Consider the following 26,293-nt stretch of genomic DNA (forward strand, 5'->3'; position numbering starts at 1 on the left):
GTCGATGTGGCGAGCGCCTGAGACCACGCTCCGTAATTACTTATCGCACTCGCCACCAATCATGTTGATGGTGTCGAAGGTGGGGATGATGTCAGCGAGCAGGCCGCCTTCAAAGAGCTTGTGGATACCGCCCATCACAATCAGGCTTGGCGAGCGCACGTGAATCTTCCAGGGCTTCCCGGTGCCGTTGGAGACAATGTAGAATCCAAGCTCACCGTTTCCGCCTTCGGTGTAGCTGTAGACCTCGCCGGCAGGCACCTGAACGCCTTCAAAGATGATCTTGAAGTGGGAGATCATCCCCTCAATGGTGTTGTAGACTTTGTCTTTGCCGGGAAGCGCCACACGGGGATCGTCGGTGTTGATGGGACCCGGCTTCATCTTGGCCAGGCACTGGTCGATGATGCGAATGGACTGCACCAGCTCCTCCATGCGGCAGAGGTAGCGGTCCATGTTGTCACCGTGTTTGCCGACGGGCACATCGAAGTCGACCTCGCCATACTTGAAGTAGGGGTGGTCTTTTCGCACGTCGTAGGCCACGCCGGTAGAGCGCAGGCAGACGCCAGTGTAGCCGTAGGAGACGCCCATCTCCGGCGTAATCACGCCGGTGCCTTCCATGCGGTCGAGGAAGATACGATTGCGCGTGAGCAGCTTGTGGGTGATCTCGTGGATCTCCACGAGGCGCTCACGGGTGTAGGCCCAGCGCTCGGCGAAGTCCGGGGTGAGATCGTCTTTGAGTCCGCCGATACGACCGTAGCTCACGGTAAGGCGCGCGCCGGTAACCTGTTCGATCAGGTCCCAGACCAGTTCGCGACCCTCGATGGCGTAAAGGAACGCCGTCATCGCGCCGAGCTCAAGTCCCCCGGCCCCGATGCAGGTCAGGTGGTCGGAGAGACGGCTGAGCTCGCCCATGATGGTGCGAATCCAGTCGCAACGCTCAGGGACTTCAATGCCCAGCAGTCTTTCAACGGCCAGAGCATAGCCGAAGTTGTTGAGCAACGGGCTGACGTAGTTGAGGCGGTCGGTGTAGGGGAAGACCTGGGTCCAGGTCGCTTCCTCACATTCCTTCTCAAAGCCGCGGTGCAGGTAGCCGACCTCGGTCTCGCACTTGATGACCTTTTCGCCCTCGAGCGTCAGGGTAAAGCGCACGGTGCCGTGGGTGGCAGGGTGGCTGGGCCCCATCTGGAGGATCATCGGCTCGCTGTGGATGTCCTGGTCAATGGGCTTGTAGATATCTTCGGCCATGATTCAAAACCCTTGCATGGTGGTGAGGGGAGCGCCGGGCAGCATTACGCCTGGCGGGAGCCCTCGGAGGGCTTGTCTTTGACGTAGCGGTTGAACTCTTCGACGCTGTCACGCTCTTTGCCGAGCAGCTCCAGACGAGGCTGAGAGGCCTGCTTGGCGTAGTCTTTGCGCAGCGGGTGGCCTTCAAACTCTTCATAAAGGAGCACACGGCGAAGGTCGGAGTGCCCCTCAAAGGTGACGCCGTACATGTCCCAGACCTCGCGCTCCATCCACGCCGCGCACCCGTAGAGGTGTTCGACCGTAGGTACGTTACAGTCGTCTTCAGGTACCACGACACGCACGGTCAACATGTGCTTTTTGGCGATGCTGTAGAGGATGTAGACGACTTCAAAGCGCGGTTCGCGATGAAGGTAGTCGACGCAGGTGATCGCGCGAAGCATGTTCATCTGGGTGGCATCGTCGTCGCGCAGCCGCTCGATAATATCGGCAACCCGGCGACGCTCCACCACCACGGTGTCGTTGCCCAGACGCGAATGAGCGTCGAGGACTTCGTCGCCGAAGTGCTTTTTGACAAAGTCGATCAGTTTTTTGGCCATATCTTTAAGTCCAGAGGAGGGCGCTGGATGTTCCATTGCTCCGATGCACGCTCAGTGCGCGCAAGCGTCCAAAAGTATCTGCGATGCAGGAGCGTCGGCTTCGCGAATGATCAGACCTTGGTGCCGAAGCGCTCCAGGAAGGTCGGTTCTTCTTCGATGCCTTCGGCCAGGCGACGGCGTCGCTTCTCTTCGTAGGCGTACTTGTCCCAGGGCTCGTTCTGGATCTTCTCCTGCAATTTGAGGAGGCCGTCGAGCACCTGTTCGGGGCGCGGAGGGCAGCCCGGGATGTACATGTCAACCGGGATGATCTTATCGATCCCCTGGACGGTCGCGTAGTTGTCGTAGAAACCGCCGGTGGAGGCGCAGACGCCAAACGAGATCACCCACTTGGGCTCAGCCATCTGCTCGTAGATTCGACGCAGGAAGGGAGCCAGCTTGTGGTTGACGGTGCCTACCACCCAGAGAAGGTCGGCCTGTCGCGGGGAGAAGCGCGGAATCTCTGCGCCGAAGCGCGAGATGTCGTAGCGCGCTGCCGCCGTCGCCATGTACTCCATGCCGCAGCATGCAGTGACGAAGGGGTACTGGAAAAGCGAGTGCTTACGCGCCCAGCCCACCGCGCTTTCAAGGCGAGTGGTGATGACTTCAGGAAGTTGATGTTCTAGTCCCATTCGAGACCCCCTTGGCTCCACTCATAGACGAGACCGATGGTCAGAATCGCCAGGAAGAGCGCCATGACAGCAAAAGAGTAGAACCCGTGACCCATCGCCGCGCTCTCGCGCCAGCTCATGGCCCACGGAATGACGAAGACCGTTTCCAGGTCGAAGAGAATGAAGCTGATCGCCACCATGTAAAACTTCACGCTGAAGCGGGAAGCCTGGGGCTCAGAGAGCGGATCGGAGCCGGACTCATAGGGCATCAGCTTTTCGCGGGTCGGGTTTTTGGGCCCGAAAAACTCCGCGGCGAAGATGATGCCGCCGACCACCGCGACGGCGACCAGCACCAGCAAAATCAGAGGTATGTAGTTGGCGATTAACATGGGGCGCGCTCATTGCACGGGGTGAAAAGGGAGGGGCTCGGTGAAGGCATTCATCGGAGATTTACCGGCCCGTGCCGCCGCGTTCGACGACGCATTTCAAACCGGGTGAGTGCCTAACACGGCATCTCTAAAGGTGTCAAACACGGGCCCTGCGCTTTGTTGCATTCCGCGGCGTTTCGGGGGGAAGGCTCGACCCGGGCTGATTGTAGGTGCAGGTATTTTTATGGCCAGTCTTGTTTTGTCTGTATGAGTGTTCAGCTTTGATTGACCTGGGCACACGTGTTCAGTAGTCTGCTCGGGACGTCGCCCGGAGAACCGGGGACATTCATATGAACGCTGGCAAGGCCCGAGCCGTATTACGAGGGGTGAGCTGGCCAGGGACGAGGCCGAATCATGAAGCCACTGACCAAGCTGACAAACCGTCAGGCGAAGGTGTTGGAATTGATTGCCGATCACATTCAGAAGGTGGGCTACCCGCCGACGATTCGTGAACTCGGCGACGCATTGGGGATTCGTTCGACCAACGGGGTCAATGACCACCTCAAAGCTCTTGAGAAGAAGGGGTACCTGTCGCGCGAAGACGCGAAGTCGCGCACCTTGCGACCGCTCTTCTGGCCCAATGGCGATGCGTTTGATCTGTCGCCGTCGGCGGCCGGTCAGGGCGACGTGGCCATGGAGCCCGATAGCGATGTTCACCAGGTTCCGGTGGTGGGGCGTATTGCAGCGGGGCTTCCGATCTCGGCGATCGAGCAGACCGAGGAAGTTGTCGCGATCGGCGAAGGTTTGCTGGGACGACACCCGGATCTCTTCGCGCTTCGCGTCAAGGGCGAGAGCATGATCGAAGACGGGATCTTCGATGGGGACTATATCTTTGTGCGCAAGCAGAGTGACGTGCGCGACGGGGTGATTGTCGCTGCGATGGTTGACGGTGAGGCCACCGTGAAGCGCCTTTTCCGCGAGAAAGGACAGGTGCGATTGCAGCCGGCGAACGCCTCGATGGAGCCGATCTACGTCCGCGAAGAAGATGGGCGTGATACCAGTGTTCTCGGTGCGGTCGTGGGCGTGTTTCGTCGTCTTAACTAGCCGGTGTGGGGCTGGCGCTGAGCGTGTGTTAGCTCGGCGCCAGCATGGGCGGATTTCTGGGCCATCAGGCATCTGCAGAAGGCCGCGTTGCGGGGGCTGGTCTCTACTGAAAGAAAGGCAGCCGACCCTGGACGGCCAGAGAAGTGATGTCCATCGTTACGGCCACCGAGACGTGAATCGCCACCCCCATCCAGATCGAGCGCGTGTAGAGCGATAGTAGTCCCAGTGCGATTCCGGCCAGGATCGCGCCGACCGTCTCCGGGAGCGGTTTTCCGAAGTGGATCATGCAGTAGGGGATCGTTGAGACGAAGATCGAGTAGATGCCCAGGCGTGCTTTGAGCCCGTGAATGAGGAACCCTCGGTAGAAAAACTCCAGCGCGAAGAACTGTGCGGCGTAAACAAGCTGCCAGGCGAAGAAGTCCAAAAGACTTCGGTCTGCGGCCTGATAGAAAGGGTATGTGCGTTGAAAGCTGGGATGAAACGCCACTGCGATCACAAAGGGAAGCACCAGGAGGTAGAGGCCGACGTAGATCTTCCAGTGTGTCAGGGCGCCCTCCAATTTCATTCCGAAATCACGCAGGCGATGTTTCATGATCAGCGTGATGAAGAGTGCCGGGATCACGAAGTAGCCTAGAAACGTCGTGGCACTCCAATAGGTCAGTCGCGCAAGCCGTCCGTAGTCTCGATCGGCAAAAATCGCACCGAGTGTCGAGGCTGGCTCCTCGGAAAAGAGCCCCACCAGGGGCTCCAGGCTCTTCCAGTGGGTGGAAGAGCCGTAATATTCGAGGATCGACAGGATGAGCGCCGCCAGTGTGAGGACGCCCATCGTCGTCCAGTCGATGTTGGCGTCCTGGCGAGCGTTTCGGGCGTGCTTGCTCTGGGTTTCGACCTGGATAACCAGGTCCCGAGTGAGCACCCAGAGGCGTTTTAGGGGAGAGAACATAAGGAACTTGGCCGGGAGAGCGGAGGCGTCAGTCGCGCGAGGCGACCTTTTACGATAGAAGCGCGGTGGTTTCCAGCATGTGTCGACGCAGGTAGCCACCCTCGTGAACTTTGTAAGGGAGTAGGCAGTGAGTCAGGACGATCCTCTCTGGAGAAATACAGCAGCACGTCACGCAGCGGACGCGCCTCGCTCGGTGGCGGTGCTTTCTCCCGAACTCGCCAACCAGATCGCGGCGGGTGAGGTCGTGGAGCGTCCGGCGTCGGTGGTCAAAGAGCTGGTCGAGAATAGTCTGGATGCGGGCGCGCGCCGTATCGAGGTGACGATTGAGGGAGGAGGGCGAGAGCTGATCCGTGTGGAAGACGACGGCTGCGGAATGCGTCGTGAGGATGCGCTGCGTGCTGTTGAGCGACATGCCACCAGCAAAATCGCACGGGTCGAGGACCTCTTTGCCATTGGCACTCTGGGATTTCGCGGCGAGGCCGTTCCGTCGATCGGGTCGGTTTCGCGGATGGAGATTTGCACTCGCCCCCGAGATCAGTTGGAGGGCACGCGAATCTTTATTGAGGGGGGCGTCATGCACGAGATTGAGGATGTGGGGATGGCCGCTGGTACCACGATCCTCGTCGAAGAGTTGTTTTATAATACACCGGCACGTTTGAAGTTTTTGAAGACACCGGCCACCGAGACCCGGCATATCACGGAGATGCTGGTGAGGGTCGGGTTGAGCCGGCCAGATGTGCGCATCAAGTTTGTGAAAGACGGGAAGATTCGACTCGATCTTCCGCAGGTCGATCGCCTCAAAGACCGCATCCTGGAAGTGTTGGGTCGCGAGGTGTACGACGACCTCTACCCGACATTTGAGTATCCGGCGATTCACGGTGTGGTAGCGCGAGGGTACTTCTCGAAACCGGGGCATTCGCAACGTTCGCCGAATAACATGTACACCTTCGTGAACGGACGTTACGTCAGCGACCGCACGATACGTGCGGCCATCACCGGGGCCTACAAACACCTGCTTGAGCGCGGGCGATACCCCAGTGTGGTGCTCTTTATCGATGTGCCTTTCTCGATGGTCGATATCAACGTGCATCCGGCTAAGACGGAGGTGCGCTTTCACGATACGCAGCCCATCTATCGTGCAGTCTACCACGCGATTGCCGATGCGCTGGCGGAGGCGCCGTGGCTGGAGGGGCAGGCCGCTCGGGCGTACAGTCTGGGGGAGCGTCGCACGCTTAACGGTGGCGCTGGGTTCGTCAGCGGAACAACGGAGAAGGAAGGGAGCTTCGAAGGGGCGATGCTGCAACCAGGGCGCGTTAAAATTGAACCTCTTAACGCCCGTCATCGCCGACTCTCCGAACAAGACCGACTCGATCCGGGAGAGCTACGTTCACCTTTTTTATCTGAAGCTCCAGATATGCAGGGCGGGTTTGTCGCGCGGGGTTTGACACCGTTGATTGAGCCCCCGCGTGTGGACCTTGGTGAGGTCGGCGGAGCGTCGCCAGGCCAGGACTCTCCATCGGGGCGTGACGCGTACTTTTCTACGCTGAAAGTGATCGGTCAGTTTCGGCGAGCCTACATCGTGTGCGAAGACGCGTCCGGGATGGTGATCATCGACCAGCATGCTGCCCACGAGCGAGTCGGGTTTGAGAGGCTAAAGGCGCTCTTCAAACGGGAGCATAAAGAAACCCAGCCCTTGCTCTTCCCGCTGCGTATGGAGCTCGACGCGCTGCGGGCGGCAACGATGAGTGAAGCGGTGGAATTCTTCGCGCAGGCGGGATTTGAGATCGACCACTTCGGCGGAAGCACGTACGTGCTCAAAGAGGTTCCGGCGGTGCTTCAGCGCGCGCCTCACGAGAAGATCATTAAAGATGCGCTTGATGATCTCTCCAACTTCGGCGGCTCAAGTCGGGTGGAAGAGGCGATGGAATCCGTATTGAGCCGAATGGCCTGCCACTCGGTGGTGCGAGGGCCAACGCAGCTGACGTTGGACGAGTGTGAGGGGCTTCTGGTGCAGATGGACCAGATCGACTTTCGTGCCAACTGTCCCCACGGGCGACCGGTGTACTACCGCATCCCGCTTATGGAACTTGAAGAGGCTTTTGACCGCAGATGATGCAGATTGCAGATCACCCGGAGTTGTTTGAGGGGTTGACGCGCGTGGTGGCCCTGGTGGGGCCAACCGGTGTCGGAAAGACCGCACTTTCGCTGGAGCTGGCTGAGGCGCTGAATGCCGAGATTGTCAGTGTGGATAGCCTGCAGGTCTACCGCCATCTCGACATCGGCACGGCGAAGGCGAGTGAAGGGGAGCGGGCCCGGGTTCCGCATCATCTCATCGATGTTGCGGAGCCGGATGAGGAGTTCAATGCGGCCGACTTTCGAAACGCGGCGAATGAGGCGATTGCCTCGATCCTCAGGCGGGGCAAAGTTCCGCTTATCGTCGGGGGCACCGGGCTCTACCTGCGGTTGTTGGTGCACGGGCTTTTTGAGGCCCCTCCGCCCAGCGATGCATTGCGGGCGCAGTACCGCGACATCGCCGAGCGCGAGGGCTCCGAGGTGCTTTATGCTCGCCTTGAACAGGTGGACCCGGAGCTGGCCGCTCGCGTAAACCGCAACGACTTCATTCGGGTGACACGGGGGCTGGAGATCTTCGATCAGACGGGGACGCCGCTCAGTGAACACCAGCGGGCGCATCGCTTTAAGGCGCCGAACTATCACGCGCTGAAGATCGCGCTGATTCGACCTCGCGACGAGCTTTATGAACGCATCAACAGTCGCGTTGATAGCATGATCGAACAGGGTTTGATCGACGAGTACCGGGGGCTCTTGGAGAGAGGCTTCGGCCCTGAGCATAAGCCGATGCAAAGCCTGGGGTACCGTCAGGTGGGAGAGCATCTTCTGGAGGGCCGAGAGCTTGATGACGCGATTCAAGAGATCAAGCAGCAGACGCGACGCTACGCCAAGCAGCAGATCTCCTGGTTTCGAAGCGAGCCACAGACCCACTGGGCCATGGCGCCGGTGCTGCGTGAAGGGCGCGTTCCGGGGGAGGTGCTCGAAGATATACGTGCCTTCATCGAGGGGGGGAAACCCGCGCTTGAATGGGCCCAGATCGACCCGTATAAAGTGGAGCGCGCGTCGCGCCCCACCTGAACAAGCAAGCAAAACGAGGAACGATGAAGGCGTTAGTCGGAGAGCATATCGAGACGCTCAAGCCCTACGTACCCGGGAAACCGATCGAGGAGCTGGAGCGAGAGCTGGGCATTGAAGGATCCATCAAGTTGGCCAGCAATGAGAACCCGCTGGGGCCCAGCCCGATGGCCACCGAGGCAGCCCGGGCGCTTTTGTCCAAAGGGCATATCTATCCTGATGGTGCTGCACATCGCCTGCGTGCAGCGGTCGCTGAGTTTCACGGGGTGAACGCCGATGAGGTCATCACCGGCAACGGCTCCAACGAGGTGCTCACCATTGCGGTGCGAACCTTTTGTACGGCGGATGATGAGGCGGTGGTCTCGGAGTACAGCTTTGCTGCCTACCCGATCATCTGTCAGGCGCAGGGGATGACGATTCGGCGAGCGTCGATGAAGGAGCCCTTGACCTTCGATCTGGAGGCGATGGCTGCTGCGATCACGCCGAAGACAAAGATTGTCTTTGTGGCCAACCCCAATAACCCCACCGGCACTTACGTACCCGCCGACGAGCTGCGCACCTTTCTGAAGGCGGTGCCGGAGGACGTCATCGTGGTCGTCGATGAGGCCTACCACGAGTATGTACAGGCGGATGACTATGCCAGTGCGGAGACGATGCGTGATCTTCGTGAGCGCCTGATCATCTGCCGCACCTTCAGCAAATGTTATGGGCTGGCCGGCATCCGAGCCGGCTACGGGATCGCACCTGCAAATTTGATCGACCGCATGAATCGGGTGCGCGAGCCCTTCAACGTGAACATACTCGCCCAGGATGCGGCGGCGGCGGCACTCAAAGATGTGAACTTTGTGGAACGCTCGGTGCGCATCAATGAAGAGGGGCGAGCGATCCTGGAGAAGGGGCTGGCGGAGATGAGCGAACTGGGAGTGAGCTGGATTCCAAGCCAGACGAACTTCCTGCTTGTGAAGACGCCGGTTGAAGGCGTGAGCGTCTACAACGCGCTACTTCGAAAAGGTGTGATTGTGCGTCCGATGGCGGGCTACGGGCTGGGTGACTACGTGCGTATCTCCATCGGAACACCCGACGAGGTGCGTCGCTGTTTGAAGTCGCTCGGTGAGGTGCTCCCTGCGCTTGTGAACGGGGAGGGAGCATGATCGTCGCGATTGATGGTCCGGCGGGTGCCGGAAAGTCGACTATCGCCCGGGCCCTGGCCGAGAAGTTGGGGTTTCAGCTCGTGGACACCGGCGCGATGTACCGCGCGGTGGCCTATGAGGCGGCCGCGGCCGGGGTAGACTTGCAGGATGCTGAGCAGGTTGCTGACATCGCCCGTGGGCTGCGTTTTGAGTTCAAGTTAGAGGGGGGGGAGAATGTTATTTACTGCAACACGCGCGCGCTGAATCAGGAGATTCGCAGCGCTGAGGTAAGTCGCAACGCCAGTGTGATCTCGGCGCATCCCGCAGTCCGGCGCGAGCTCGTCGATCAGCAGCGCCAGGTGGGGCGCGAGCGTTCCAGCGTTCTGGAAGGGCGCGACATCGGTACGGTGGTCTTCCCGGACGCTGAACTCAAGGTCTTCATCACCGCCTCGCCAGCGGTGCGCGCCAGACGGCGCGTCGAGCAGATGCGGGAAGGCGGCGATGAGGTCGACGAAGCTGAGGTGCTTCGCGACATTATAGAGCGCGATCGTCGCGACTCCGAGCGAGACGTTGCTCCGCTCAAAAAAGCCGAAGATGCCATCGGCATCGACTCGACCGATGTCAGCGTGGAGGAGATTGTCGCGGGGCTCTGTGAGCGCGTCGCCGCGCTCCGATAGTACCTTTTAAGGCGCACGGTCGAAGTCGGCCGGCGTCGGACCCCGGGGTTCAAAGATCGCGTCGGGGTAATTCGACATCAGAGGGGGGCGCCGGGCAGGCTCAAAGTAGCGGAGCTCGGCGCTCTCTCCGTCGATCGCCTCCAGGGTGCCGCCGAGCACCTCAACGGCGAAGACGATGACCACCGACTCGAGCTCGTCGCCGTTGGGATAGGTGACCCGAAACCCCTCACGGTCGCCCCCGTAGACTCCCAGAATATGCGTGGGTTGCACGTGAAGCCCGCACTCCTCATAGACCTCGCGTACAATCGCCTGCGCAGGGGACTCCCCCGGGTCGATGGTTCCTGCTGGCAACGACCACAGCCCATTATCGCTACGCCGTTGAAAGAGGACGCGTCCCTCGTCATCGCGCACCACTGCGGCGACCGCCGGCACAAAGAGCAGGTCATGGCCGACTTTTTGCCGCAGGCCACGCAAGAAGTCTGAGATGGGCATGCGTTTAGCCCTTTGCCGTCGCGACGCGAGCGTCAGGCTCAAGTGGCGTGATGAAGTCGCTGAGTTTGAGCAGGTGCGTGAGGTTATGCACGTCCTCGCCCAGAAGCGGAATCAAGCGCAGCGCCTCCTGTCCCACCTTTGTGGCCAGTGAGGCGATGGCCTCGCGGTCACGGATAGCGAGCTTGGCAAGCTGGAGGTAATGCGTCTCCAGGCGCTGGCGAAGCCCGCTGATATGCTCGGCGCTGGCCCCGTGGTCGGCTTCGCGTAGCAAGGTGTCGAGGTCGGCGTCCTCAATGGCCGCGATGTCTTCGGGGTGAAAGCGCGGGATGACGCGGTTGATGATGAAGAAGTCGGCGCGCTGTTCGAGCTGCCCCAGCTTCTCGTGAAAATAGACTGCTTCTTTGATGCGCCGGGGGTCGGCGCTGGTGATGATGAAGAAATGCGTCAGCGGGTCGCGCAGGATGAACTCGATGAGTTCGCCTCGCTGCTGCAGGGTTTCCTGCAGGTAGTGGAAGGTGTCGAAGAACTCCACAAGATCGTTGACGAAGCTCTCGCCCAGGACTTTCGAGATGAGGCCGAGCACGATGGAACCCGGGTTGAAGACCCGGCCCAGAAGCCCGCTTTTGCGGTTGGGTAAGAACCACTTGATGATCCGCTCATCGAAGAAGGTGCTGGCGCGCCCCGGTGTCTCCAGAAACTCCAGGGCGTTCTTGGTCGGCGGGGTATCGAGGATGACGAGATCGAAGTAGCCGCCGGTGTAGAGGTCGTGAAGCTTCTCCAGCGCCATGTACTCCTGCATCCCGTGCAGAGCCGAGGAGAGCAGGCGGAAGATGTTGTTCTCTTTAGCGCGCTTGAGCGCGCCTTTGTCCGGTGCGAGGCGGTCGACCAGGTCGTTAAAGGTCTTTTCGGAGTCGAGCATCATCGCCCAGAGTTCGCCGCCGTTATCCTTGTTTCCTGTGAGCTTAAGGGCCTCGGTCAGATCGATTTGCTGTGGATCATTGGTCAGGTCATCAAGCCCCAGACTGTTGGCCAGGCGGCGGGCCGGGTCGATGGTCATGACGATGGTCTTGCGTCCGGCCATCGCCGCACGCAATCCGACGGCAGCCGACGTGGTGGTTTTACCCACGCCGCCCGGGCCCACACAGACGATGAGGCGCCCGGAGTCGAGCAGGTGGCGCAGTGGTGCGGCGTTGGCGTCTGAGCGAGGGCTTGCTGTCACCGAGGAGCTCCTACAGGGCGCTAGATGGCCAGGGGATGATCGAGAGAGGAGGAGTCGCCGCCGAGCTGGCGGGCGACACGGGCGACGACGTCGTCACCGGAGGTTTCGTAAAAGATGGGCAGCTCAATGATCGGGGCGTCGACATGGCTGCGAAGTTCGCCCAGGTAGCGTTGATCGCGGTCGTGCCAGCCCAACGCCAGCGCGTTTCCTTCGACAAGGCGTGCCAGGGCATCGGATTCGTCGGTGGGCTCTTCGTCAAAGAGAAGGCTGCTTGTGCCCGGAGTGCTTGCGCGAACGCGAGCGAGTAGCGCGTCGAAGATCGGGCGGTCATCATCATGCAGGGGAGCGCGGTGAACCATGTTGGCGATGGCCAATGTGAGGGGGCGCCCGAGCACGCCCTTCAGGTTGCTCGCAAGCTCGATGGTCTCGTTGACCGGCATTTCTTCCGGCAGGCAGACCGCAGCGATCGCGGTTTGTTCCGGATCGTTGATGATGGCGGCCACCTGAGCGGTCATCTTCGCGATCGGTCCGATGCCGCGCATCATACCGTTCATCGTTGCCGGCACGTTGAGAAAGGTCACTGCGTGACCGCTGGCCGGAAGGTCGACAACGATGTGGTCATAGCGGGGATTACCCTGATCCTCGGCCTCATAAAAGACACGGATCTGGTCGAGGATGGTGACCTCGTTGACCGAGGGCGCAGCTTTAAAAAAGACGCGTGCCACGCGGTTGTTGATCACCGCCCGTGCCACACGCTCGCCAGGTACAAAGCGGGTCAGCGTGGCCACGAAGCAGTCTTCGGCCAGCAGGTTGGAGGCGTAGAGCGTCTCGGAGAGCTTCACCGGCTCGAGCCCCGTGCCTTCGTAGCCGTAAAGGTCTTCCATGGCCGAGAAGGTGTCGGTCTCCAGCACCAGGGTGCGCTTTCCGCGCGAGGCAAGAGCTTTGCCCAGGGCGGCGGTCACGGTGCTTTTGCCGACGCCACCTTTGCCGGTGACGAAGATCAAGCGCTTGTCGAGGAGGGGGTCCAGCATCGTCAGGGAAATCCTTGCACTGCAGGCCAAAAACAACAGGGACAACCTAGCGACATCGGCGCAGTGGGCAACGTCAAACATCGTTCGCACACCGGATCGCGGTGCGCGTGAGACCGGGTGGTCAGGTGCCACTGGTTGTAGAGAGGGGCCTGCCCGGTGTCAATGCGGCAGGTGCTGGCGATCTGTGCTCAAACGCAACGAGGCGGCCCCGGCTGGGGCCGCCTCGTTGGGACACGAAGCTCCGTGTGAACGGCGTGCAACGCCGGCGAGCCCTCTCGCGCTCGCCGGTGTGAGGAGCTTACTCCTCTTCGTCGCCGGTCAGATCGCCGAGCTTGCCCTTGAGCAGGTCGCCGAGCTGCGCGGTGGCGCCGCTCTCTTCGGCGTACTCCCGAAGGTGACCCGACTCCGAGCGACGCACGAAGTTCTTGATCGAGAGCGCGATCTTGCGCTCCTTCGGATCGACGCTGATGACCTCAACCTTGTGCTCTTCGCCAACTTTGACGACTTCGCTCGGGTTTTCGATGCGCTCGTCGGCCAGCTCCGAGATGTGGATGAGACCTTCGATGCCTTCTTCCACTTCCGCAAACGCACCGAAGTCGGTGAGCTTGGTGATGGTGGCGTCGACGATCTTGCCCGGCGGGTAGCGCTGGGGCAGGGTCTCCCACGGATCGCTCTCAAGCTGCTTGATGCCCAGGCTGAAGCGCTCGTTCTCGACGTCGATGTTGAGCACGACGGCTTCGACTTCCTGGTTGGCTTCGTAGATCTCGGAGGGGTGACGGATCTTCTGGGTCCAGCTGATGTCGCTGATGTGGACCAGACCGTCGATGCCCTCTTCGATGCCCACGAAGATACCGAAGTCGGTGATGTTGCGGATCTTGCCGAGGATGCGGGTACCGACCGGGTAGCGATCTTCGAGCAGGGTCCAGGGGTTGGGCTCGACCTGCTTGATGCCCAGGCTGACCTTCTTGGCATCGGTGTCCAGGTTGAGCACGACGCAGCGGATGATCTCGCCCTCGCTCACCACGCGGTTGGGGTGCTTGATGCGGCGAGTCCAGCTCATCTCGCTGATGTGCACCAGACCTTCGATGCCTTCTTCAAGCTCGACGAAGGCGCCGTAGTCGATGAGGCTGACCACGCGACCCAGGACGTGCGCGCCGTCCGGGTAGCGATCTTCGGCACCTTCCCACGGATCGGGGGTAAGCTGCTTGTAGCCCAGGCTGACGCGCTCGCTCTCGGCGCTGAACTTGAGGACCTTGACCTGGATTTCGTCGCCGACGTTGAAGAGCTCGGTGGGGTGCGAGACGCGGCCCCAGCTCATGTCGGTGATGTGCAGCAGGCCGTCGATGCCGCCCAGGTCGACGAAGGCGCCGTAGTCGGTGAGGTTCTTGACGATACCGTCGATGACCGCACCGGCCTTGAGCTTCTCGAGCGTCTTCTTCTTGAGCTCGGCGCGCTCTTTCTCAAGCAGGGCGCGGCGGCTAAGCACGATGTTGCCACGCTGCTTGTTGAACTTGATGATCTTAAACGCGAACTCTTGACCGATGTACTTGTCGAGGTTGCGGGTCGGACGCAGTTCGACCTGGCTGCCGGGCAGGAACGCCTTGACGCCGATGTCGACCTGGAGGCCGCCTTTGACGCGGTTGGTGATCGTACCGCGGACCAGCTCGTCGGCCTCGGCCTTCTCGCTGATGATCTCCCAGACCTTCATGCGGTCGGCGCGTTCCTTGGAGAGGATGCACTGACCGGACTCGTCTTCGCGCTTCTCGAGGAGAACGTCGACGTCATCGCCGGCGCGCACGGTGACTTCGCCCTTCTCGTCGATGAACTCGGAGAGGTCGATGCGGCCTTCGGATTTAAATCCGATGTCGACGAGCACGTAGTCATCACCGACTTCAAGCACGCGGCCGGTGGTGATTTCGTTTTCGCGAACCGCACTGGTGAAGTCTTCGTGGGTGTCGAGCAGCGCCGCGAAGTCATCGGTGGTGGGGAAGTTTTCGTTTTGTTGAACAGTCATTGACGACCTTGAACATATCGCTCAATGAGCGACGGTTGGTATTGGGGAGGTTCGCCCGCTGGCCCCCGTGGCCAGCGTCTCTTAGAAGGCGACCTTCGCCGTGAGAAAGTAGAACGTGGTGACGCCTGAACTTCGCCAGAAGGTGCGCACCGTTTTGAAGCAGGCGCACCCACACGCAAGTCGCGGGTAAGTCGGCGACGCGGAAACCTAACGACGGGAGATGGGGTTGTCAATGGGAGGGAGGCATTTCGGGAGGCCTCGAGAAGTTCCGCGCGCCACTGTCTCTTCGGGATGTTGTGTGGAGGTTCTGCGGCGGTTGTGAAAAACGCCCACAGCCCTATGATGGCCGCGCAACACAGCCGATGACCTTTCCACGATTCGAATTTCTGAGGAGTGAGTGATGCATAAGCCGGAACTCGACTACGGCCAGATGGGCTTTGATACGCGGGCGATTCATGCGGGTCAGGAGCCCGACCCGTCCAACGGGGCGATTATGACGCCGATCTTCCAGACCTCGACCTACGTGCAGTCCTCGCCGGGGCATCATCAGGGCTTTGAGTACACGCGCACGCACAACCCGACGCGCAACGCGTTGGAGGATTGCCTGGCGAGCCTGGAGAAGGGCAAGCACGGGGTGGCGTTTGCCTCCGGGTGTGCGGCGACCTCGACGATCATGCACATGCTCAACGCCGGCGATCATGTGGTCAGCGGGGACGATGTGTACGGGGGGACCTACCGACTTTTCACCAAGGTGTTTCGGCCGATGGGAATCGGCTTTAGCTTTGTGGACATGACTGACCTCGATGCATTTAAGGCTGCGCTGACGCCGGCTACGCGCCTGGTGTGGTTGGAGAGCCCGACCAACCCGATGCTCAAGATTTGCGACATCCAGGCCATCTGTGAGATCGCGCATGAGCAGGGGATTCCGGTGGTGGTTGATAACACCTTTATGAGCCCCTACTTCCAGAACCCGCTTGTGTTGGGGGCGGACCTGGTGGTGCATTCGACGACGAAGTTCATCAACGGGCACTCCGATGTGGTGGGCGGCGTGGTGATCACCAATGACGATGAGGCCGCCGAGAAGTTGCGCTTCTTGCAGAACTCCATCGGAGCGGTGCCCGGTCCCTTTGATAGTTGGCTTGTGCTGCGGGGTGTCAAAACGCTGGCGGTGCGGATGCGTCAGCACGCGGCCAACGCTCAGGTGATCGCCGAGTATCTTGAGAAGCACGAGGCGGTGGAGAAGGTAATCTACCCGGGGCTGGAGAGTCATCCGCAGCACGCGATTGCGAAGAAGCAGATGTCGGGTTTTGGCGGCATGATCACGTTTGTCTTAAAAGACGGTCTGGAGCCGGCGCGGAAGATGCTGGAGCGGGTCAAGGTCTTTGCCCTGGCGGAGAGCCTGGGTGGGGTGGAGAGCTTGATTGAGCATCCGGCGATCATGACGCACGCCTCGGTGCCCCCGGAGGTTCGCGCGGAGCTGGGGATCAGCGACGGGCTGGTGCGCCTCTCGGTGGGCATTGAAGATGTGCAGGATCTTCTTGCTGACCTGGAGCAGGCGCTGAGCTGAGCGACGCTGCTCGAAGTCTGAGAGGTTAAGAAAAACGCCGGCGCCCTGGTGGACGCCGGCGTTTTTTTGATCTTCTGGAGGTCGGTGGGGGAAACCTATCGGTGATGCGACTCAGTACACATCCCAGAAGATGTTGGCGCCGCCCTCGTTGCGGTCGGTGTAGGTGAGCTCGACCATCCAGCGGGGGAGGAAGTGGTACTCGACGCGCACGATGTTGGTGGCGTCGTCTTCCTCACCGCCGAACTGCACGCGGTAGGAGACGAAGATGTCGTTGGTGATGTACTTGCCGAACTCCAGGCGGCCGCCCTGGAGCCCGCCGTCGCCGGGTTCCAGGCGCAACACATCGACCGGGACGGTGCCGGCGAGTTGGTCCTGGAGAAGGCCGAAGAAGAGTCCGCTGACGGCGCCCAGGGCCTGGTTGGCGACGCCCTCATCCTGGCCGACGTCACCGCGGCTGGGGGGCCGTCCGGTCATCAACACAAAGAGGATTTCGGTGTCGGTCATCGCCGGGTCGCTCTGCAAGACAAGTTGCGGATTGTCGGCGCTGCCGCTGATGCGGAAGATGATGCGCGGGTCGCCCTCCGAGGGGGGGCCGAGCGACTGGGTGATGGCGCGGTCCAGCTCATAGGTCGCTTCGAGCTGCAGGCGAGGGTTGGGCGGGGTGGCACCGGTGAAGACCACTTCACTGGGCTCGACGATGAAGCGTCGCCCGAGAAACTCGAGATCGCCGCGGATGGCTTCGGCCGAGCCGGTCAATGAGATGTTGGTGCCTGCGAGCAGGGCGACGATGTCGGCTTTGATGTTGACGTCGCCGATGGGGTGGCGCACCCAGGCGTCGCGGTCCACCTTGACGTTGACCCGCAGGTTCATCGCGCCGGGGTCGCTTAAATCGCGGTTGGCAAGCTCGCTGGCGTTGGTCTGGTCTTCGGTCTGATTGCGGTTGTTCCCGTTCAAAATCACGATGTCCGGGTCGAGCTCGGTGGCGTGAAGTCCCTGCTCCTGGTTGTCGGTGAGGACGACTTCCAGGCCTGCGATGTTGACGTTGATCGTGCCCGGAGAGCCTTGCAGCGAGCCGCGCGCGGTTGTGGTTGTACTGACGTAGACGGGGAAGTCGACGGCGAGTCCGGCGAGGTTGAATTCGTTGGCCTCCAGGCGAAGATCGACGTCGTCCGGGATGAAGCGTTCATGGCCAACCGAGCCGGTGAGTGAGGCGCGGCTGGGGCCGTCATTGAGCACGAAGGTGTTGATGTCGAGGGTGTCATTGTCGAGGGCGATATCGGCGTCGATGTCGACGAAACGCCTGCCCATAGGCACCAGGGTGATGGCTGCCTGATTGAGGCTGAACTGCCCGTCGATAAGGGGTTCTTGCCAGTCGCCGCGCACTTTGAGGTCGGCTTCCAGTGTGCCTTCGGGCTCTTCGATGAGGTCGGAGAGGAGTTGGGTGGGGAGGACCTTATCAAGCTCCATCGGGTCGCTTGTGACGTCGACGCGAAGCTCACCCGGGGCCTGCCAGTTGGCGCCGCTGGCCAGAGCGATGACGTCGAGGTTGAGCGGTAGCGCGGCGCTCATGTTGAGAAGATCGCCGTACTGGCGGCAGAGGCGAGCGTCGAGGTTGAGGAGGTTGTCTTCGCCGCGGACTTCCATGCTGATGGTGCCGGTGGATCCGTCGCCCAGGCGAGTGTCAAAGAGTCCGGCGCGAGCCTCCAGACGCGGAGCGCGCAGGCTGCCATCGAGGGTGATGTAGGCGGCGATGTCGCCGCGTACCCGGGCGAACTCGTAGTTGAAGGCGCTCAGCTTGGAGATGGGGAGCTGGCGCAGCTGGGCGCGGAAGTTAAGCGGGATATCTTCCAGCGTCTCTCCGGCCAGAAGATCCTCGACGGGCAGCGGGAGGGAGCCGTCGGCGACGAGGATCTCGTCGCCGTCCCATTCAAAGCGCAGGCGCTCGACGTTGAGGCGTCCGTCGCCCAACCGGGCGTTGAGATCGATGAACATGTCGCGGAAGTGCGTCCAGCCGAGCTTCTGAAGACCGATGTCAATGCGGCCGGTGGGGCGGGCGATGGTACCGTCGAGGTCGATGAGGATGGAGCCTTCGCCGGTGGCGTCGGCCTGGCGAAGTTGCTCCAGAGGAATGCGCTCCAGATTGATATCCGGAATGTCGACAAGCAGGCGCATCGGAAGGGTGAGGAAGGCCTCACGCCAGAGGAGCTCTTCGTCGGAGTAGCCCGTGACCGAGCGAAGCCATTGAGCCAGGGGGAGTGCGGCGCTGGCGTGTACCCGCGCGATGCGTTCGCTGCGCCAGTCGAGGTTGATGCGGGAGTTAAGTCCGCCGCGCGGGCCGCGGGGCGGGCTGTAGGTGGTTTCCGTGGCCAGATCGATGCTGCGCAGTGAGACGAACTCGCCATTGACCTCGCCGGTAAACTGGAGTCCCTGGGCATTGAGGTCGACTTCGAGGTTCGGGTTCTCCAGTGAGCCCGACCAGCTGACGCGTCCGTTGATGTCGCCCTCAACGCCGTACTCGTTGAGGATGGGAAGGGGCTGATGAAAGTCACGCAGGGTGATCTCGGCCAGGTTCAGGTTGAGGCGAAAGTCTTTCTTCCAGTGGATGCTGGTATTGCCCTGAAGATCGAATGTGACCGGGAGCGTGGCGCTCATCTCGAGGATGTCGTGTTCGTAGGCGCTCAGGACGACTTCGGGAATGCGCGCCTGGCCATCGGTGTAATCGGCGGCCAGCGAGAGGTTGAAGGGGCCTTCACCTTCGTACGTCAGCGCGGAGGCTTCGGTACGCAGATCGACGGTGGGATGTGATGCGGTGCCGCCCAGGGTCAGGGCGAGGTCGATGTGACCGCCGATGTCGGGAAGTTGATCGAAGTGGAAGTCGTGCGCCAGCTGACCGGGGGCGAGGTTGCGCAGGCCGAGCTCCAGATCCTGGGAGCGTCCGGGAGTGAAGGTGCCGTGGGCGCGGATGGATTGGTTGCCGTCCTGTCGGTTGAGCTCCACGTCGTCGAGGGTCAGGCGGCGTCCGTCGAAGCCGATGCGGGACTCCTCGGTGGTCTCCCAGCGGGTCAGGTCGCTGGCGAGGTGGAGCTCAGTGAGGGTGAGGTCGGTGTAGCGGCGGCGATGCTGCACGGTGACACCGACATCGTAGCGGCGTGTGGCATCGCGGAAGAGGTCGGCGTCGAGGCGGGCGGTATCGCCGGAGGCCATGGCCAGGTGAAGGTCGGCGCGCTCGAATGTGTCGGTGCCCAGCGTGAGTTCATGAAGTTGGAGGCGTACATCACCCAGGGGCGCGTCGAGCTGGCCTCGAAGGTCGAACTCAAGGGTTGCCGAGGTGATGGTCGCGTCGGAGGCCGGGGCGCGCAGGGCCTCGGCGGAAAGATCTCCCTTTAAGGTGAACGCGCGAAGGGACTCAAAAGGATCCGTGCCGCTTCCCAGGCGGGCGGTAGCGCGCAGGTCGCTCTCGACGCTGCCGACGGAAGCATCCGGGGTGTGGATGCCCGAGGCCCGCAGGCGCAGGCGAGATTGAAGGGAGCGGGGGGCGTCGGGGCGCTTCTGGCTCGTGGCGCGGAGCGATGCTCGCTCAAGGCGATTGCCCTGAGCGCGAAGGTTGGTGAGGTCGATCCGCAGGTCGTTGGTAAGGTCAGTGAGACTGGCCAGCGGGTCTTCGAGGGGAAGCTGAAGCTCGATGCGGCCCTGATCGCGGGCGCGCAGGGTGCCCAGGCTCATGCCGTCGAGACGCACGCCAGCGGCGCGTGCATCGAGGGTGTAGCGAGCGCGGTAGCGTTCGTTGGCGTGCTCCACCCGCTCCAGATCGGCGGTGAGGGTGCCGCGGCTGTTGTTGATGACGATGTCGAAGGCGTCGAAGCCCTCAAAGCGCCAGGAGGCATCGAGATCGAGAGAGCGGGCGGCCTGAAGGAGATCGTTTTGCTCAGGGTTGAACCTGGCGTCGAGGTCGATGTCCAGGTCGGCGGTGACGGGTGGTGTGCCGGTGAGTTCGGCGGCGCGCTCGGCCTGGTCGGGATCGGCTGTGGTGCGTACGACCGCACGTGCACGTCCCTCGGGATCCAGGTGCGCCGAGGCGAAGAGGTTGAGGTAGGGCGAGAGTGCGGCCAGGCGCTGCGCGCGAATGTCGCCCTCGGAGAGGTCGCCGGCAAGGTAGGTCAGCGAGGCTTCGTAGGCGTCGTATCGGGTCTCGTCGAGCCGGGCGCGCAGGCCGGCGTGGAGGGTCTTCGGGTCAAAACCCATGCCCATGACCTGGGCGCGCAGGCGGGTGCTGGCCTGCGGAAGATCAAGGCCGGGGGCCAGCGTCGTGGTGTCGAGGCGTGGGGTGCTCAAGGTGGCCAGGTAGCGGGGTGTCTCGGAGGTGAGGTCCGCAAGTTGGGCGCTGAGCCGGATGGGTTCTGCGAGGTCCGGGAGGTGAAGTTCGGCCAGCGCGCCGATCTGGTCGCCTCCGCCGATGCGGGCGCTCAGGCGAAGATCGCCGGGAAGGCCGAGTGACTGGCCGCTGAAGCGCTCCAGGGTGGCCGCCGGGAGGGTCAGGGTGTCGAGGTGCGCGAAGATGTCCTGGACGGGGGGCGCGTCGGTGGTGGGCTGGTCTGTCTCGCCCGGGCTCGTGTCGGCGGGAGCCTCAGGGGAGATCAGGGTGGCGCGAAGCGCACTGAGCGAGAGCAGCTCGCCGACGTGAAGGGCGCCGAGTTCGACGTGGGTGAGGTTGTCGCTGATGCGAACCTCGCTTGTGCCGAGTGTGATGGTGTGGGTGCCGGCAAGCCAGTCGATTCCCGCGTTGACCTCAAAGCGGGTGAGGTCGGCGAGGATGTCGCCCTGGTAGAGGCTCGCGGTAACCCCGGCGTTGAGCGCGGTGAGGGTGGCGCTCAGCGGTGCGGCCGGAGCGCCGTCGGTCAGCCGAGGGGAGGCGTTCCACGCGCTGAGCCAGATCGTTCGGAGCTCGGCCGGTGAGGCCGATGCCTCAGAGAGGGCGTTGAGCAGAGTATCGCGCAGGCCGAGGAGGTCGGGCGTGTCGGGGGATTCGGTGGCCTGGTCGACATAGGCCAGCATCGCGTCGTTGATCGAGACGCGTTCGACGAAGATCGGGGTGGCCAGGGGTTGGCCCTCTTCGTCGGAAGGGGCGGTCAGGGTGGTCCAGTTGAGGGTGCCGTCAGGGTAGGTGCGCACGACGAGTGAGGCACGTTCTGCCGTGACATCTTCAACGATCAGTTGGCCGCGGATGAGTGAGCCGAGCGAGTACGAAAGGGTAGCCTCGGGGATAAAAGCAGCGAGGTTGCTACGACCATCGTAGATGGCGATGTCGTGAATGGAAGCACCGCCGAGCAAGGGTCCGTTAACCTCCCCGACTTCAATGCGACCTTCGAGGGATGCGTTGACGCTGGCGAGGATACGCTGGACGAGCGGGTCGCGCACCGCGCCGATCTGGACGACGAGCAGTGCGAGCACAACAAGGCCCAGGATGATCGCCAGGATCAACCCGAGTGCTTTTCCAATTCTAATCATCCAGCGTTTCATCATTATCCGGCGCCAGGCGCGACATGAAGCGGCGCGTCATCTTCCCAGATTCCATCGAAGGCGCAAGGCCGGCCGGTATGACTGCGCGGGGATATCAGGGAGGGCGATGGGCAAAGGCGGAGGTTGCGCGCGTTGGCGGCCCGGCGTTACGATGACACGCGTGAGACGATGTCCAGGATACTTTAAGCATTCTACGTGAAGCCCGGCTCGCCGGAGTCACGCATCGACGCGCAAAAACTCGGCGCGTCAGTCATTTTGAGGAGGCAGGTGATGGTGGTTTTTCGTAACAACGCGCCGGGCGCGCTCTGGCGAACGCTGGTGGGGCTTTGTCTTCTGGTGGGCGCGTTGGCGCTGAGCTCGCCCGTGATGGCGCAGGGAATGTCGATGTTGGAGACGATCCGCGCAGCCAACGACGCGTTCGAGTCCGAGGACTACCAGACTGCCTACGACCTTTATAGTGAGGCGTATGAGGAGCTTCCGGAGCCGACGATCCTGTATCGGATGGGGCAGGCCGCCGAGAGCCTCGGGATGTATCGCGAAGCGATCGAACACTACACGACCTATCTCGATGAGGGGCAGGATATCGAGTTCATCGGGCGCATCGCCGAGGTGGTGCCGATGTTGCGCGAGAAGGTTCCCGCGATCCTCGATGTGAGCAGTGAGCCTGCCGGTGCGACGATCGTAGCCGTGGATGCCGAGGGAGGAGAGCAAGAACTCGGTGTGACGCCTGCCCGGGTGGATGTGGGCCCGGGAGAGGTGACCGTGGTGCTGCGCGCCGAGGGGTATGAGGAGGCGATCTGGCAGGAGAGTGCCGAGGCCGAAGGCAGCTACACCTGGGCTCCGGTGCTCGTTGAGGCGGCGCCGGTGTTGGTGGCTCTGGAGGATGTCAGCAGCGTGGAGGGAGAGGGCGGCACGCTGGGAACGTGGGGCTGGACGACGACCGGTCTGGGGGTGGCGGCGCTGGCCACCGGCGGGGTGTTTACGCTCCTTCAGAACAGTGCGACCGAAGAGGTGAACTCCTACGACAAACAGGCTGTTGGCGCGACCCGCGGGGAGCTTGACGGGCTGAAGAGCGACGCCACCGGTTACTTTCAGACCGCGCGGGTGGCCTACATTGCCGGCGGTGTGCTGACCGCGGCCGGTGTGGGTATGCTCATTTATAACGTCAGCCAGGGCGAAGGTGCCTCGGATGAGGGCTTGAGCTTTGAGGGCGGTGTTAGCCCTGAGGGCGGGTTTGTGCAGCTGCGTGGTCGATTCTGAGGGTATCTCCATGAGCGGAACAGGCGTGTGGTTGGTGGCGCAGGTCGCGGATTACGTGGACCTGGCTGAGGGTGTGGGCTATGGCACCAGCCTCTCGTCCTGGATTGCGCTGGTGGGGGGACTTGTCGCCGTCGGTGTGCTTGTCGGGGTGGTATTTGCGGGGATGCGTTGGGTGCGCGTGGCGATGAGCGCGAGCAACAGCGCGCCGGTGCAGATGCTGCCGCGGGAGACTCGGGCTCGGGTCGATAAGGCGATTGCGTCGGGAGAGTTTGAGGTCGCCGGCGATCTTTTGACGCGGGCCGAGGCGCTCGATGAGGCGGCGGAGGCGTACTTTAAGGGGGGCGTGTTTTTGAAGGCTGCGCGCACCTTTGAGCAGGCGGGGAGCCGACTTCAGGCGATCTATTGCTTCAAACGCGCCGGGGATCACGAACAGGCCGCACGGGTTTATGAGCAGATGGGTGACGAGCGCTCGGCAGCCGCGGAGTACTTTCAGTCGGGGGCCTGGGAGCGTGCGGCGCAGCATTATGAGCGGGCCGATGATATGCGCCGCGCGGCCGAGAATTATGTGCGCGCGGAGCGTTGGCTGGAGGCGGCCCGGGCCTACGACGCGGCCCGGCGCCCGGGGGAGGCGGCGGAGTATTATGCGCGCCATGTGGAGCGGCATCGCGCCGAGCATGGTGTTGATGTGGCGGCGCTTCCCGATGAGCTTCGGGAGCAGGCTCGACGCGCCGGGGAGTTGTTCCGGGAGGCCGGCGAGAATCAGCGCGCCGGTGAGATCTTTCTGGCAGCGGGCTTTGCGGCGGAGGCCGCTGAGACGCTGCGCGTCTCGGGTGACTTTACCCGGGCAGCAGATCTGTTGATCGAAGCGCGTCAGCCGGAGCTCGCCGCGAAGTTCCTGGAAGAGGCCGGTGAGGCCAAGCGGGCCGCGCGTATGCGAGCGCAGGTAGCCCTGGCCGATGGCGAGCGTGGAGAGGCGGCGGCACATCTTCGCGACGCCGGGGAGTACGCGCAGGCAGCGGAGCTCTTCGCGGAAGTCGGTAAGATGGAGCAGGCAGCGGAGCTCTACGAGCGGCTCGGCGAGTTTGAGGAGGCGCTCAAGCTCTATCTGGAGATTCCACGTTTTGCGCATGCCGCGCGTTGCGCCGAGCAGGCCGGTCAGTTGGCGCGGGCCGCCGAGTATTACCAGGAAGCCGGGGATGTGGAGGGGCAGCTGCGGGTGCTTGAGGAGCAGGGCGACTACTTCAGGGTGGGACGTCTGCGTTTTGAGCATCGCATGTACGAGGAGGCCCTCGGTGCGCTCTCCAAGATCGACTCTCGCGACGCGATGTACAGTCGCAGTCTGGAGCTGCAGGGCGATGTGTTGCGCGCGCAGGGCCGTGCGGAGAAGGCCTATGGCAAGTACCGCGCTGCTCTGGGCAATCGTGAGGCATCGCCAGCGACGCTGCCGCTGCTCTACAAGATGGGGCGTGCGCTGGAGGAGGAGCCCGACCTGGCCGGAGCCCTGGAGTGCTACAGCAAGGTCCTGGAGGTTGAGCCCAACTTCGAGGATACAACGATGCGTGTGGGGGCGATTCGCAAACGGATGCGCCGCGGGACGCTGACCGGTCGAACCACCAGCGGGCTTTTCGGTGGGGGTGGGGCTGAAGGCGAAGAGACGCGGCGCTACGAGATTCTCGAAGAGATCGCGCGGGGCGGGATGGGCATTGTCTATAAGGCGCGCGATACGGTGCTGGGCCGCGTGGTGGCGTTTAAGATTCTTGGCGAGAACCTGCGCGATAACGAAACTGCGGTGAAGTACTTTCTGCGTGAAGCGCGCGCTGCCGCGGCGCTCTCCCACCCGAACATTGTCACGATTTACGACGCCGGCGAGCAGGATGGCGAGTATTATATGGCCATGGAGTTTGTGGAGGGGACGACGCTTAAGGAGCTTGTTCGCCGCACCGGAGCGCTATCCGACGACAAGGTGCGCCATATTTTGATGGGGTGCAGTCGAGCGCTGCACTATGCGCACGGCAAGGGCATCATTCACCGCGATATCAAGAGCGGCAACGTGATGACGACCCGCGACCGGGCGCTCAAGGTGATGGACTTTGGTCTGGCGAAGTTTTTGAAGGAGTACCAGAACAACCACACCCAGCAGGTGGGCACGCCCTTCTACATGTCGCCAGAGCAGATCATCGGCAAAGACATCGATTTTCGCAGCGATCTTTATAGCCTGGGATGCACCATCTTTGAGTGTGCGACGGGCACCGTCCCCTTCTTCAAGGGGGATTTGAGCTACCATCACCTGCATACGCGTCCGCCCTCGCCGCGCTCGATCAACCCGGGGTTGAGCGAGGAGACGGACGCGATGATCTTGAAGCTGCTGGAGAAGGAACCCAATCGACGTTATCAGTCGGCCAATGAGGTGATCGACGCGCTGAGTGCTGCCATGCCAGCGCGTGCCTGAGGGTTTGCTGTTGCATTAGCGCAGGGGGCGCATGTCGTCGCGTTGCTCCAGGGCGGGCATGGCGTCGCGGGCGCGAGCCTGCATCTGGCGGGCATCTTCTGGACGGCCCTGACGCTCCAGGAAGGCCGCGTAGCGAAAGAGTAGCCCGGGCTGCTCACCGAGGCGATCCAGGAGCTCGTCGAAGACTACAGTGGCCTGAGAGGGGCGATTCAGATGCTCCAGGGCGTCGGTGAGGTTGAGGCCCACCTGAAGATCGTCGGGGTGACTCTCGTAGAGGGTGTTTAGGTAGGAGAGCGCTTCGCGGTGGCGGCCCTCGGAGAGGAGAAGGATGCCCAGGCGCAGGCCGGCCTGGCGGTCGCCTGGCGAGGCGGTCCAGAGCCAGAGGTAGTGGGCGATGGCATCGTCGATACGGCCGAGCTCTTCGAAGGCGCGGGCGGTGTCGCGGTGAAGTTCGGGGTCATTGGGAAAGAGATTGAGGGCGTCTGTGAGCAGGGGTTGCAGGCGATCGGCCGGCAGCGTGATCTCGCGGGCCATGGTGAGGGCCTGGCGCAGGTCGACGCGGCGCTGCGCTGTGGCCGGCTCCACGGCAGCGGCCTCGCGGAGCCTGGCGATGGCGTCTTCCGGGCGGCCCTCGGCCCGGGCCTTCTCAGCCAGGGCGCGGTGGGTGCTGGCAAGCAGCAGGAGGGCGTCGCGCCGGGAGGTGTCTTCCTCATCAAGGGCCAGTTCAGCGAGCGCGCGAGCTTCGTCGGGGCGATCGCTATCGAGCGCGGCGCGTGCGTCGGTCAGGTAGAGCTCACCGGGACCAGGCTTGTGGGCGCAGGCTGCACTGCTGAGAAGGGTCGCGAGGATGGCTGCTGAAGACAGGCCTCGCCAGCTGTGGTGGGACATAGGTA

At 62.4% G+C, this 26,293-nt stretch carries 19 protein-coding genes; 8 read left to right on the forward strand and 11 right to left on the reverse strand.

Annotation, left to right across the window (positions count from 1 at the left end; genetic code table 11):
- Positions 1 to 36: 36 nt before the first annotated feature.
- The 4 genes from nuoD to EA187_RS11255 form a co-directional block, all read right to left on the reverse strand.
- Positions 37 to 1,242, reverse strand: coding sequence for an NADH dehydrogenase (quinone) subunit D (gene nuoD / locus EA187_RS11240; protein ID WP_115604331.1), 1,206 nt, complete (start codon positions 1,240 to 1,242; stop codon positions 37 to 39).
- Between the two features lie 44 nt (positions 1,243 to 1,286).
- Positions 1,287 to 1,838, reverse strand: a complete 552-nt coding sequence (locus EA187_RS11245; RefSeq protein ID WP_115604333.1) for an NADH-quinone oxidoreductase subunit C — start codon at positions 1,836 to 1,838, stop codon at positions 1,287 to 1,289.
- Positions 1,839 to 1,948: 110 nt separating this feature from the next.
- Entirely contained in the window at positions 1,949 to 2,506 is a 558-nt protein-coding gene (locus tag EA187_RS11250) for an NADH-quinone oxidoreductase subunit B (RefSeq protein ID WP_111730221.1), read from the reverse strand.
- Complete coding sequence (locus EA187_RS11255) at positions 2,497 to 2,874, reverse strand: NADH-quinone oxidoreductase subunit A (protein ID WP_115604335.1); 378 nt, start codon at positions 2,872 to 2,874, stop codon at positions 2,497 to 2,499. The genes EA187_RS11250 and EA187_RS11255 overlap by 10 nt, the downstream gene beginning before the upstream one ends.
- Before the next feature lie 402 nt (positions 2,875 to 3,276).
- On the opposite strand from EA187_RS11255, the gene lexA reads away from it, so the two are divergent.
- The gene (gene lexA, locus EA187_RS11260) at positions 3,277 to 3,957 is read left to right on the forward strand and encodes a transcriptional repressor LexA (RefSeq protein WP_115604535.1); all 681 of its coding nucleotides are present in this window, start codon (positions 3,277 to 3,279) and stop codon (positions 3,955 to 3,957) included.
- Positions 3,958 to 4,060: 103 nt separating this feature from the next.
- Here lexA and EA187_RS11265 read toward each other — a convergent pair whose 3' ends face one another.
- A complete protein-coding gene (locus EA187_RS11265) occupies positions 4,061 to 4,900 on the reverse strand; it encodes a type II CAAX endopeptidase family protein (RefSeq protein WP_115604337.1) in 840 nt (279 codons plus the stop codon).
- A gap of 127 nt (positions 4,901 to 5,027) precedes the next feature.
- On the opposite strand from EA187_RS11265, the gene mutL reads away from it, so the two are divergent.
- From mutL to cmk, 4 genes are read left to right on the forward strand one after another with little or no spacing between them, the layout of a single operon-like run.
- On the forward strand, positions 5,028 to 7,013 hold the full coding sequence (gene mutL, locus EA187_RS11270; RefSeq protein WP_115604339.1) for a DNA mismatch repair endonuclease MutL: 1,986 nt from the start codon (positions 5,028 to 5,030) through the stop codon (positions 7,011 to 7,013).
- Positions 7,010 to 8,047, forward strand: coding sequence for a tRNA (adenosine(37)-N6)-dimethylallyltransferase MiaA (gene miaA / locus EA187_RS11275; protein WP_115604341.1), 1,038 nt, complete (start codon positions 7,010 to 7,012; stop codon positions 8,045 to 8,047). Before mutL ends, miaA begins: the two co-directional genes overlap by 4 nt.
- Positions 8,048 to 8,070: 23 nt before the next feature.
- Positions 8,071 to 9,195: a histidinol-phosphate transaminase gene (gene hisC, locus EA187_RS11280; protein WP_115604343.1), complete on the forward strand. Its 1,125-nt coding sequence runs from the start codon at positions 8,071 to 8,073 to the stop codon at positions 9,193 to 9,195.
- Positions 9,192 to 9,851: a (d)CMP kinase gene (cmk, locus tag EA187_RS11285; protein ID WP_115604345.1), complete on the forward strand. Its 660-nt coding sequence runs from the start codon at positions 9,192 to 9,194 to the stop codon at positions 9,849 to 9,851. The genes hisC and cmk overlap by 4 nt, the downstream gene beginning before the upstream one ends.
- Positions 9,852 to 9,857: 6 nt before the next feature.
- Here the strand turns inward: cmk and EA187_RS11290 are convergent, their stop codons facing one another.
- From EA187_RS11290 to EA187_RS11305, 4 genes are all read right to left on the reverse strand, one after another.
- Positions 9,858 to 10,343 (reverse strand): NUDIX domain-containing protein, encoded by a 486-nt coding sequence (locus EA187_RS11290; protein WP_115604347.1) that lies wholly within the window; start codon positions 10,341 to 10,343, stop codon positions 9,858 to 9,860.
- A gap of 4 nt (positions 10,344 to 10,347) precedes the next feature.
- Positions 10,348 to 11,562: an ArsA family ATPase gene (locus EA187_RS11295; protein ID WP_115604349.1), complete on the reverse strand. Its 1,215-nt coding sequence runs from the start codon at positions 11,560 to 11,562 to the stop codon at positions 10,348 to 10,350.
- Between the two features lie 20 nt (positions 11,563 to 11,582).
- On the reverse strand, positions 11,583 to 12,593 hold the full coding sequence (locus EA187_RS11300; protein ID WP_164856205.1) for an ArsA family ATPase: 1,011 nt from the start codon (positions 12,591 to 12,593) through the stop codon (positions 11,583 to 11,585).
- 298 nt (positions 12,594 to 12,891) lie between these two features.
- Entirely contained in the window at positions 12,892 to 14,607 is a 1,716-nt protein-coding gene (locus tag EA187_RS11305) for a 30S ribosomal protein S1 (protein ID WP_115604353.1), read from the reverse strand.
- A 430-nt stretch (positions 14,608 to 15,037) separates the two neighbouring features.
- Here EA187_RS11305 and EA187_RS11310 point away from each other — a divergent pair, with 430 nt between their 5' ends.
- Positions 15,038 to 16,174, forward strand: coding sequence for a cystathionine gamma-synthase (locus EA187_RS11310; protein ID WP_115604537.1), 1,137 nt, complete (start codon positions 15,038 to 15,040; stop codon positions 16,172 to 16,174).
- 111 nt (positions 16,175 to 16,285) lie between these two features.
- On the opposite strand, the gene EA187_RS11315 is transcribed toward EA187_RS11310, so the two are convergent.
- Positions 16,286 to 21,679: a translocation/assembly module TamB domain-containing protein gene (locus EA187_RS11315; RefSeq protein ID WP_164856206.1), complete on the reverse strand. Its 5,394-nt coding sequence runs from the start codon at positions 21,677 to 21,679 to the stop codon at positions 16,286 to 16,288.
- 282 nt (positions 21,680 to 21,961) lie between these two features.
- Here EA187_RS11315 and EA187_RS11320 point away from each other — a divergent pair, with 282 nt between their 5' ends.
- Both EA187_RS11320 and EA187_RS11325 read left to right on the forward strand, forming a co-directional pair.
- Positions 21,962 to 22,951, forward strand: a complete 990-nt coding sequence (locus tag EA187_RS11320; protein WP_115604357.1) for a PEGA domain-containing protein — start codon at positions 21,962 to 21,964, stop codon at positions 22,949 to 22,951.
- Positions 22,952 to 22,961: 10 nt separating this feature from the next.
- The gene (locus EA187_RS11325) at positions 22,962 to 25,400 is read left to right on the forward strand and encodes a protein kinase domain-containing protein (protein ID WP_127780319.1); all 2,439 of its coding nucleotides are present in this window, start codon (positions 22,962 to 22,964) and stop codon (positions 25,398 to 25,400) included.
- Positions 25,401 to 25,415: 15 nt separating this feature from the next.
- On the opposite strand, the gene EA187_RS11330 is transcribed toward EA187_RS11325, so the two are convergent.
- Positions 25,416 to 26,288 (reverse strand): tetratricopeptide repeat protein, encoded by an 873-nt coding sequence (locus EA187_RS11330; protein ID WP_164856207.1) that lies wholly within the window; start codon positions 26,286 to 26,288, stop codon positions 25,416 to 25,418.
- Between the last annotated feature and the right edge of the window lie 5 nt (positions 26,289 to 26,293).

The organism is Lujinxingia sediminis, assembly GCF_004005565.1.
Lineage (GTDB): Bacteria > Myxococcota_A > Bradymonadia > Bradymonadales > Bradymonadaceae > Lujinxingia > Lujinxingia sediminis.

Bases quoted from the DNA above. Each gene is read 5' to 3' on its own strand.
- miaA (WP_115604341.1), top strand. From the start codon at position 7,010: ATGATGCAGATTGCAGATCACCCGGAGTTGTTTGAGGGGTTGACGCGC.
- EA187_RS11330 (WP_164856207.1), bottom strand. From the start codon at position 26,288: ATGTCCCACCACAGCTGGCGAGGCCTGTCTTCAGCAGCCATCCTCGCG.
- EA187_RS11300 (WP_164856205.1), bottom strand. From the start codon at position 12,593: ATGCTGGACCCCCTCCTCGACAAGCGCTTGATCTTCGTCACCGGCAAA.
- EA187_RS11265 (WP_115604337.1), bottom strand. From the start codon at position 4,900: ATGTTCTCTCCCCTAAAACGCCTCTGGGTGCTCACTCGGGACCTGGTT.
- EA187_RS11245 (WP_115604333.1), bottom strand. From the start codon at position 1,838: ATGGCCAAAAAACTGATCGACTTTGTCAAAAAGCACTTCGGCGACGAA.
- nuoD (WP_115604331.1), bottom strand. From the start codon at position 1,242: ATGGCCGAAGATATCTACAAGCCCATTGACCAGGACATCCACAGCGAG.
- EA187_RS11290 (WP_115604347.1), bottom strand. From the start codon at position 10,343: ATGCCCATCTCAGACTTCTTGCGTGGCCTGCGGCAAAAAGTCGGCCAT.
- cmk (WP_115604345.1), top strand. From the start codon at position 9,192: ATGATCGTCGCGATTGATGGTCCGGCGGGTGCCGGAAAGTCGACTATC.
- EA187_RS11310 (WP_115604537.1), top strand. From the start codon at position 15,038: ATGGGCTTTGATACGCGGGCGATTCATGCGGGTCAGGAGCCCGACCCG.
- hisC (WP_115604343.1), top strand. From the start codon at position 8,071: ATGAAGGCGTTAGTCGGAGAGCATATCGAGACGCTCAAGCCCTACGTA.
- EA187_RS11320 (WP_115604357.1), top strand. From the start codon at position 21,962: ATGGTGGTTTTTCGTAACAACGCGCCGGGCGCGCTCTGGCGAACGCTG.
- EA187_RS11250 (WP_111730221.1), bottom strand. From the start codon at position 2,506: ATGGGACTAGAACATCAACTTCCTGAAGTCATCACCACTCGCCTTGAA.
- EA187_RS11315 (WP_164856206.1), bottom strand. From the start codon at position 21,679: ATGATTAGAATTGGAAAAGCACTCGGGTTGATCCTGGCGATCATCCTG.
- EA187_RS11305 (WP_115604353.1), bottom strand. From the start codon at position 14,607: ATGACTGTTCAACAAAACGAAAACTTCCCCACCACCGATGACTTCGCG.
- EA187_RS11255 (WP_115604335.1), bottom strand. From the start codon at position 2,874: ATGTTAATCGCCAACTACATACCTCTGATTTTGCTGGTGCTGGTCGCC.
- EA187_RS11325 (WP_127780319.1), top strand. From the start codon at position 22,962: ATGAGCGGAACAGGCGTGTGGTTGGTGGCGCAGGTCGCGGATTACGTG.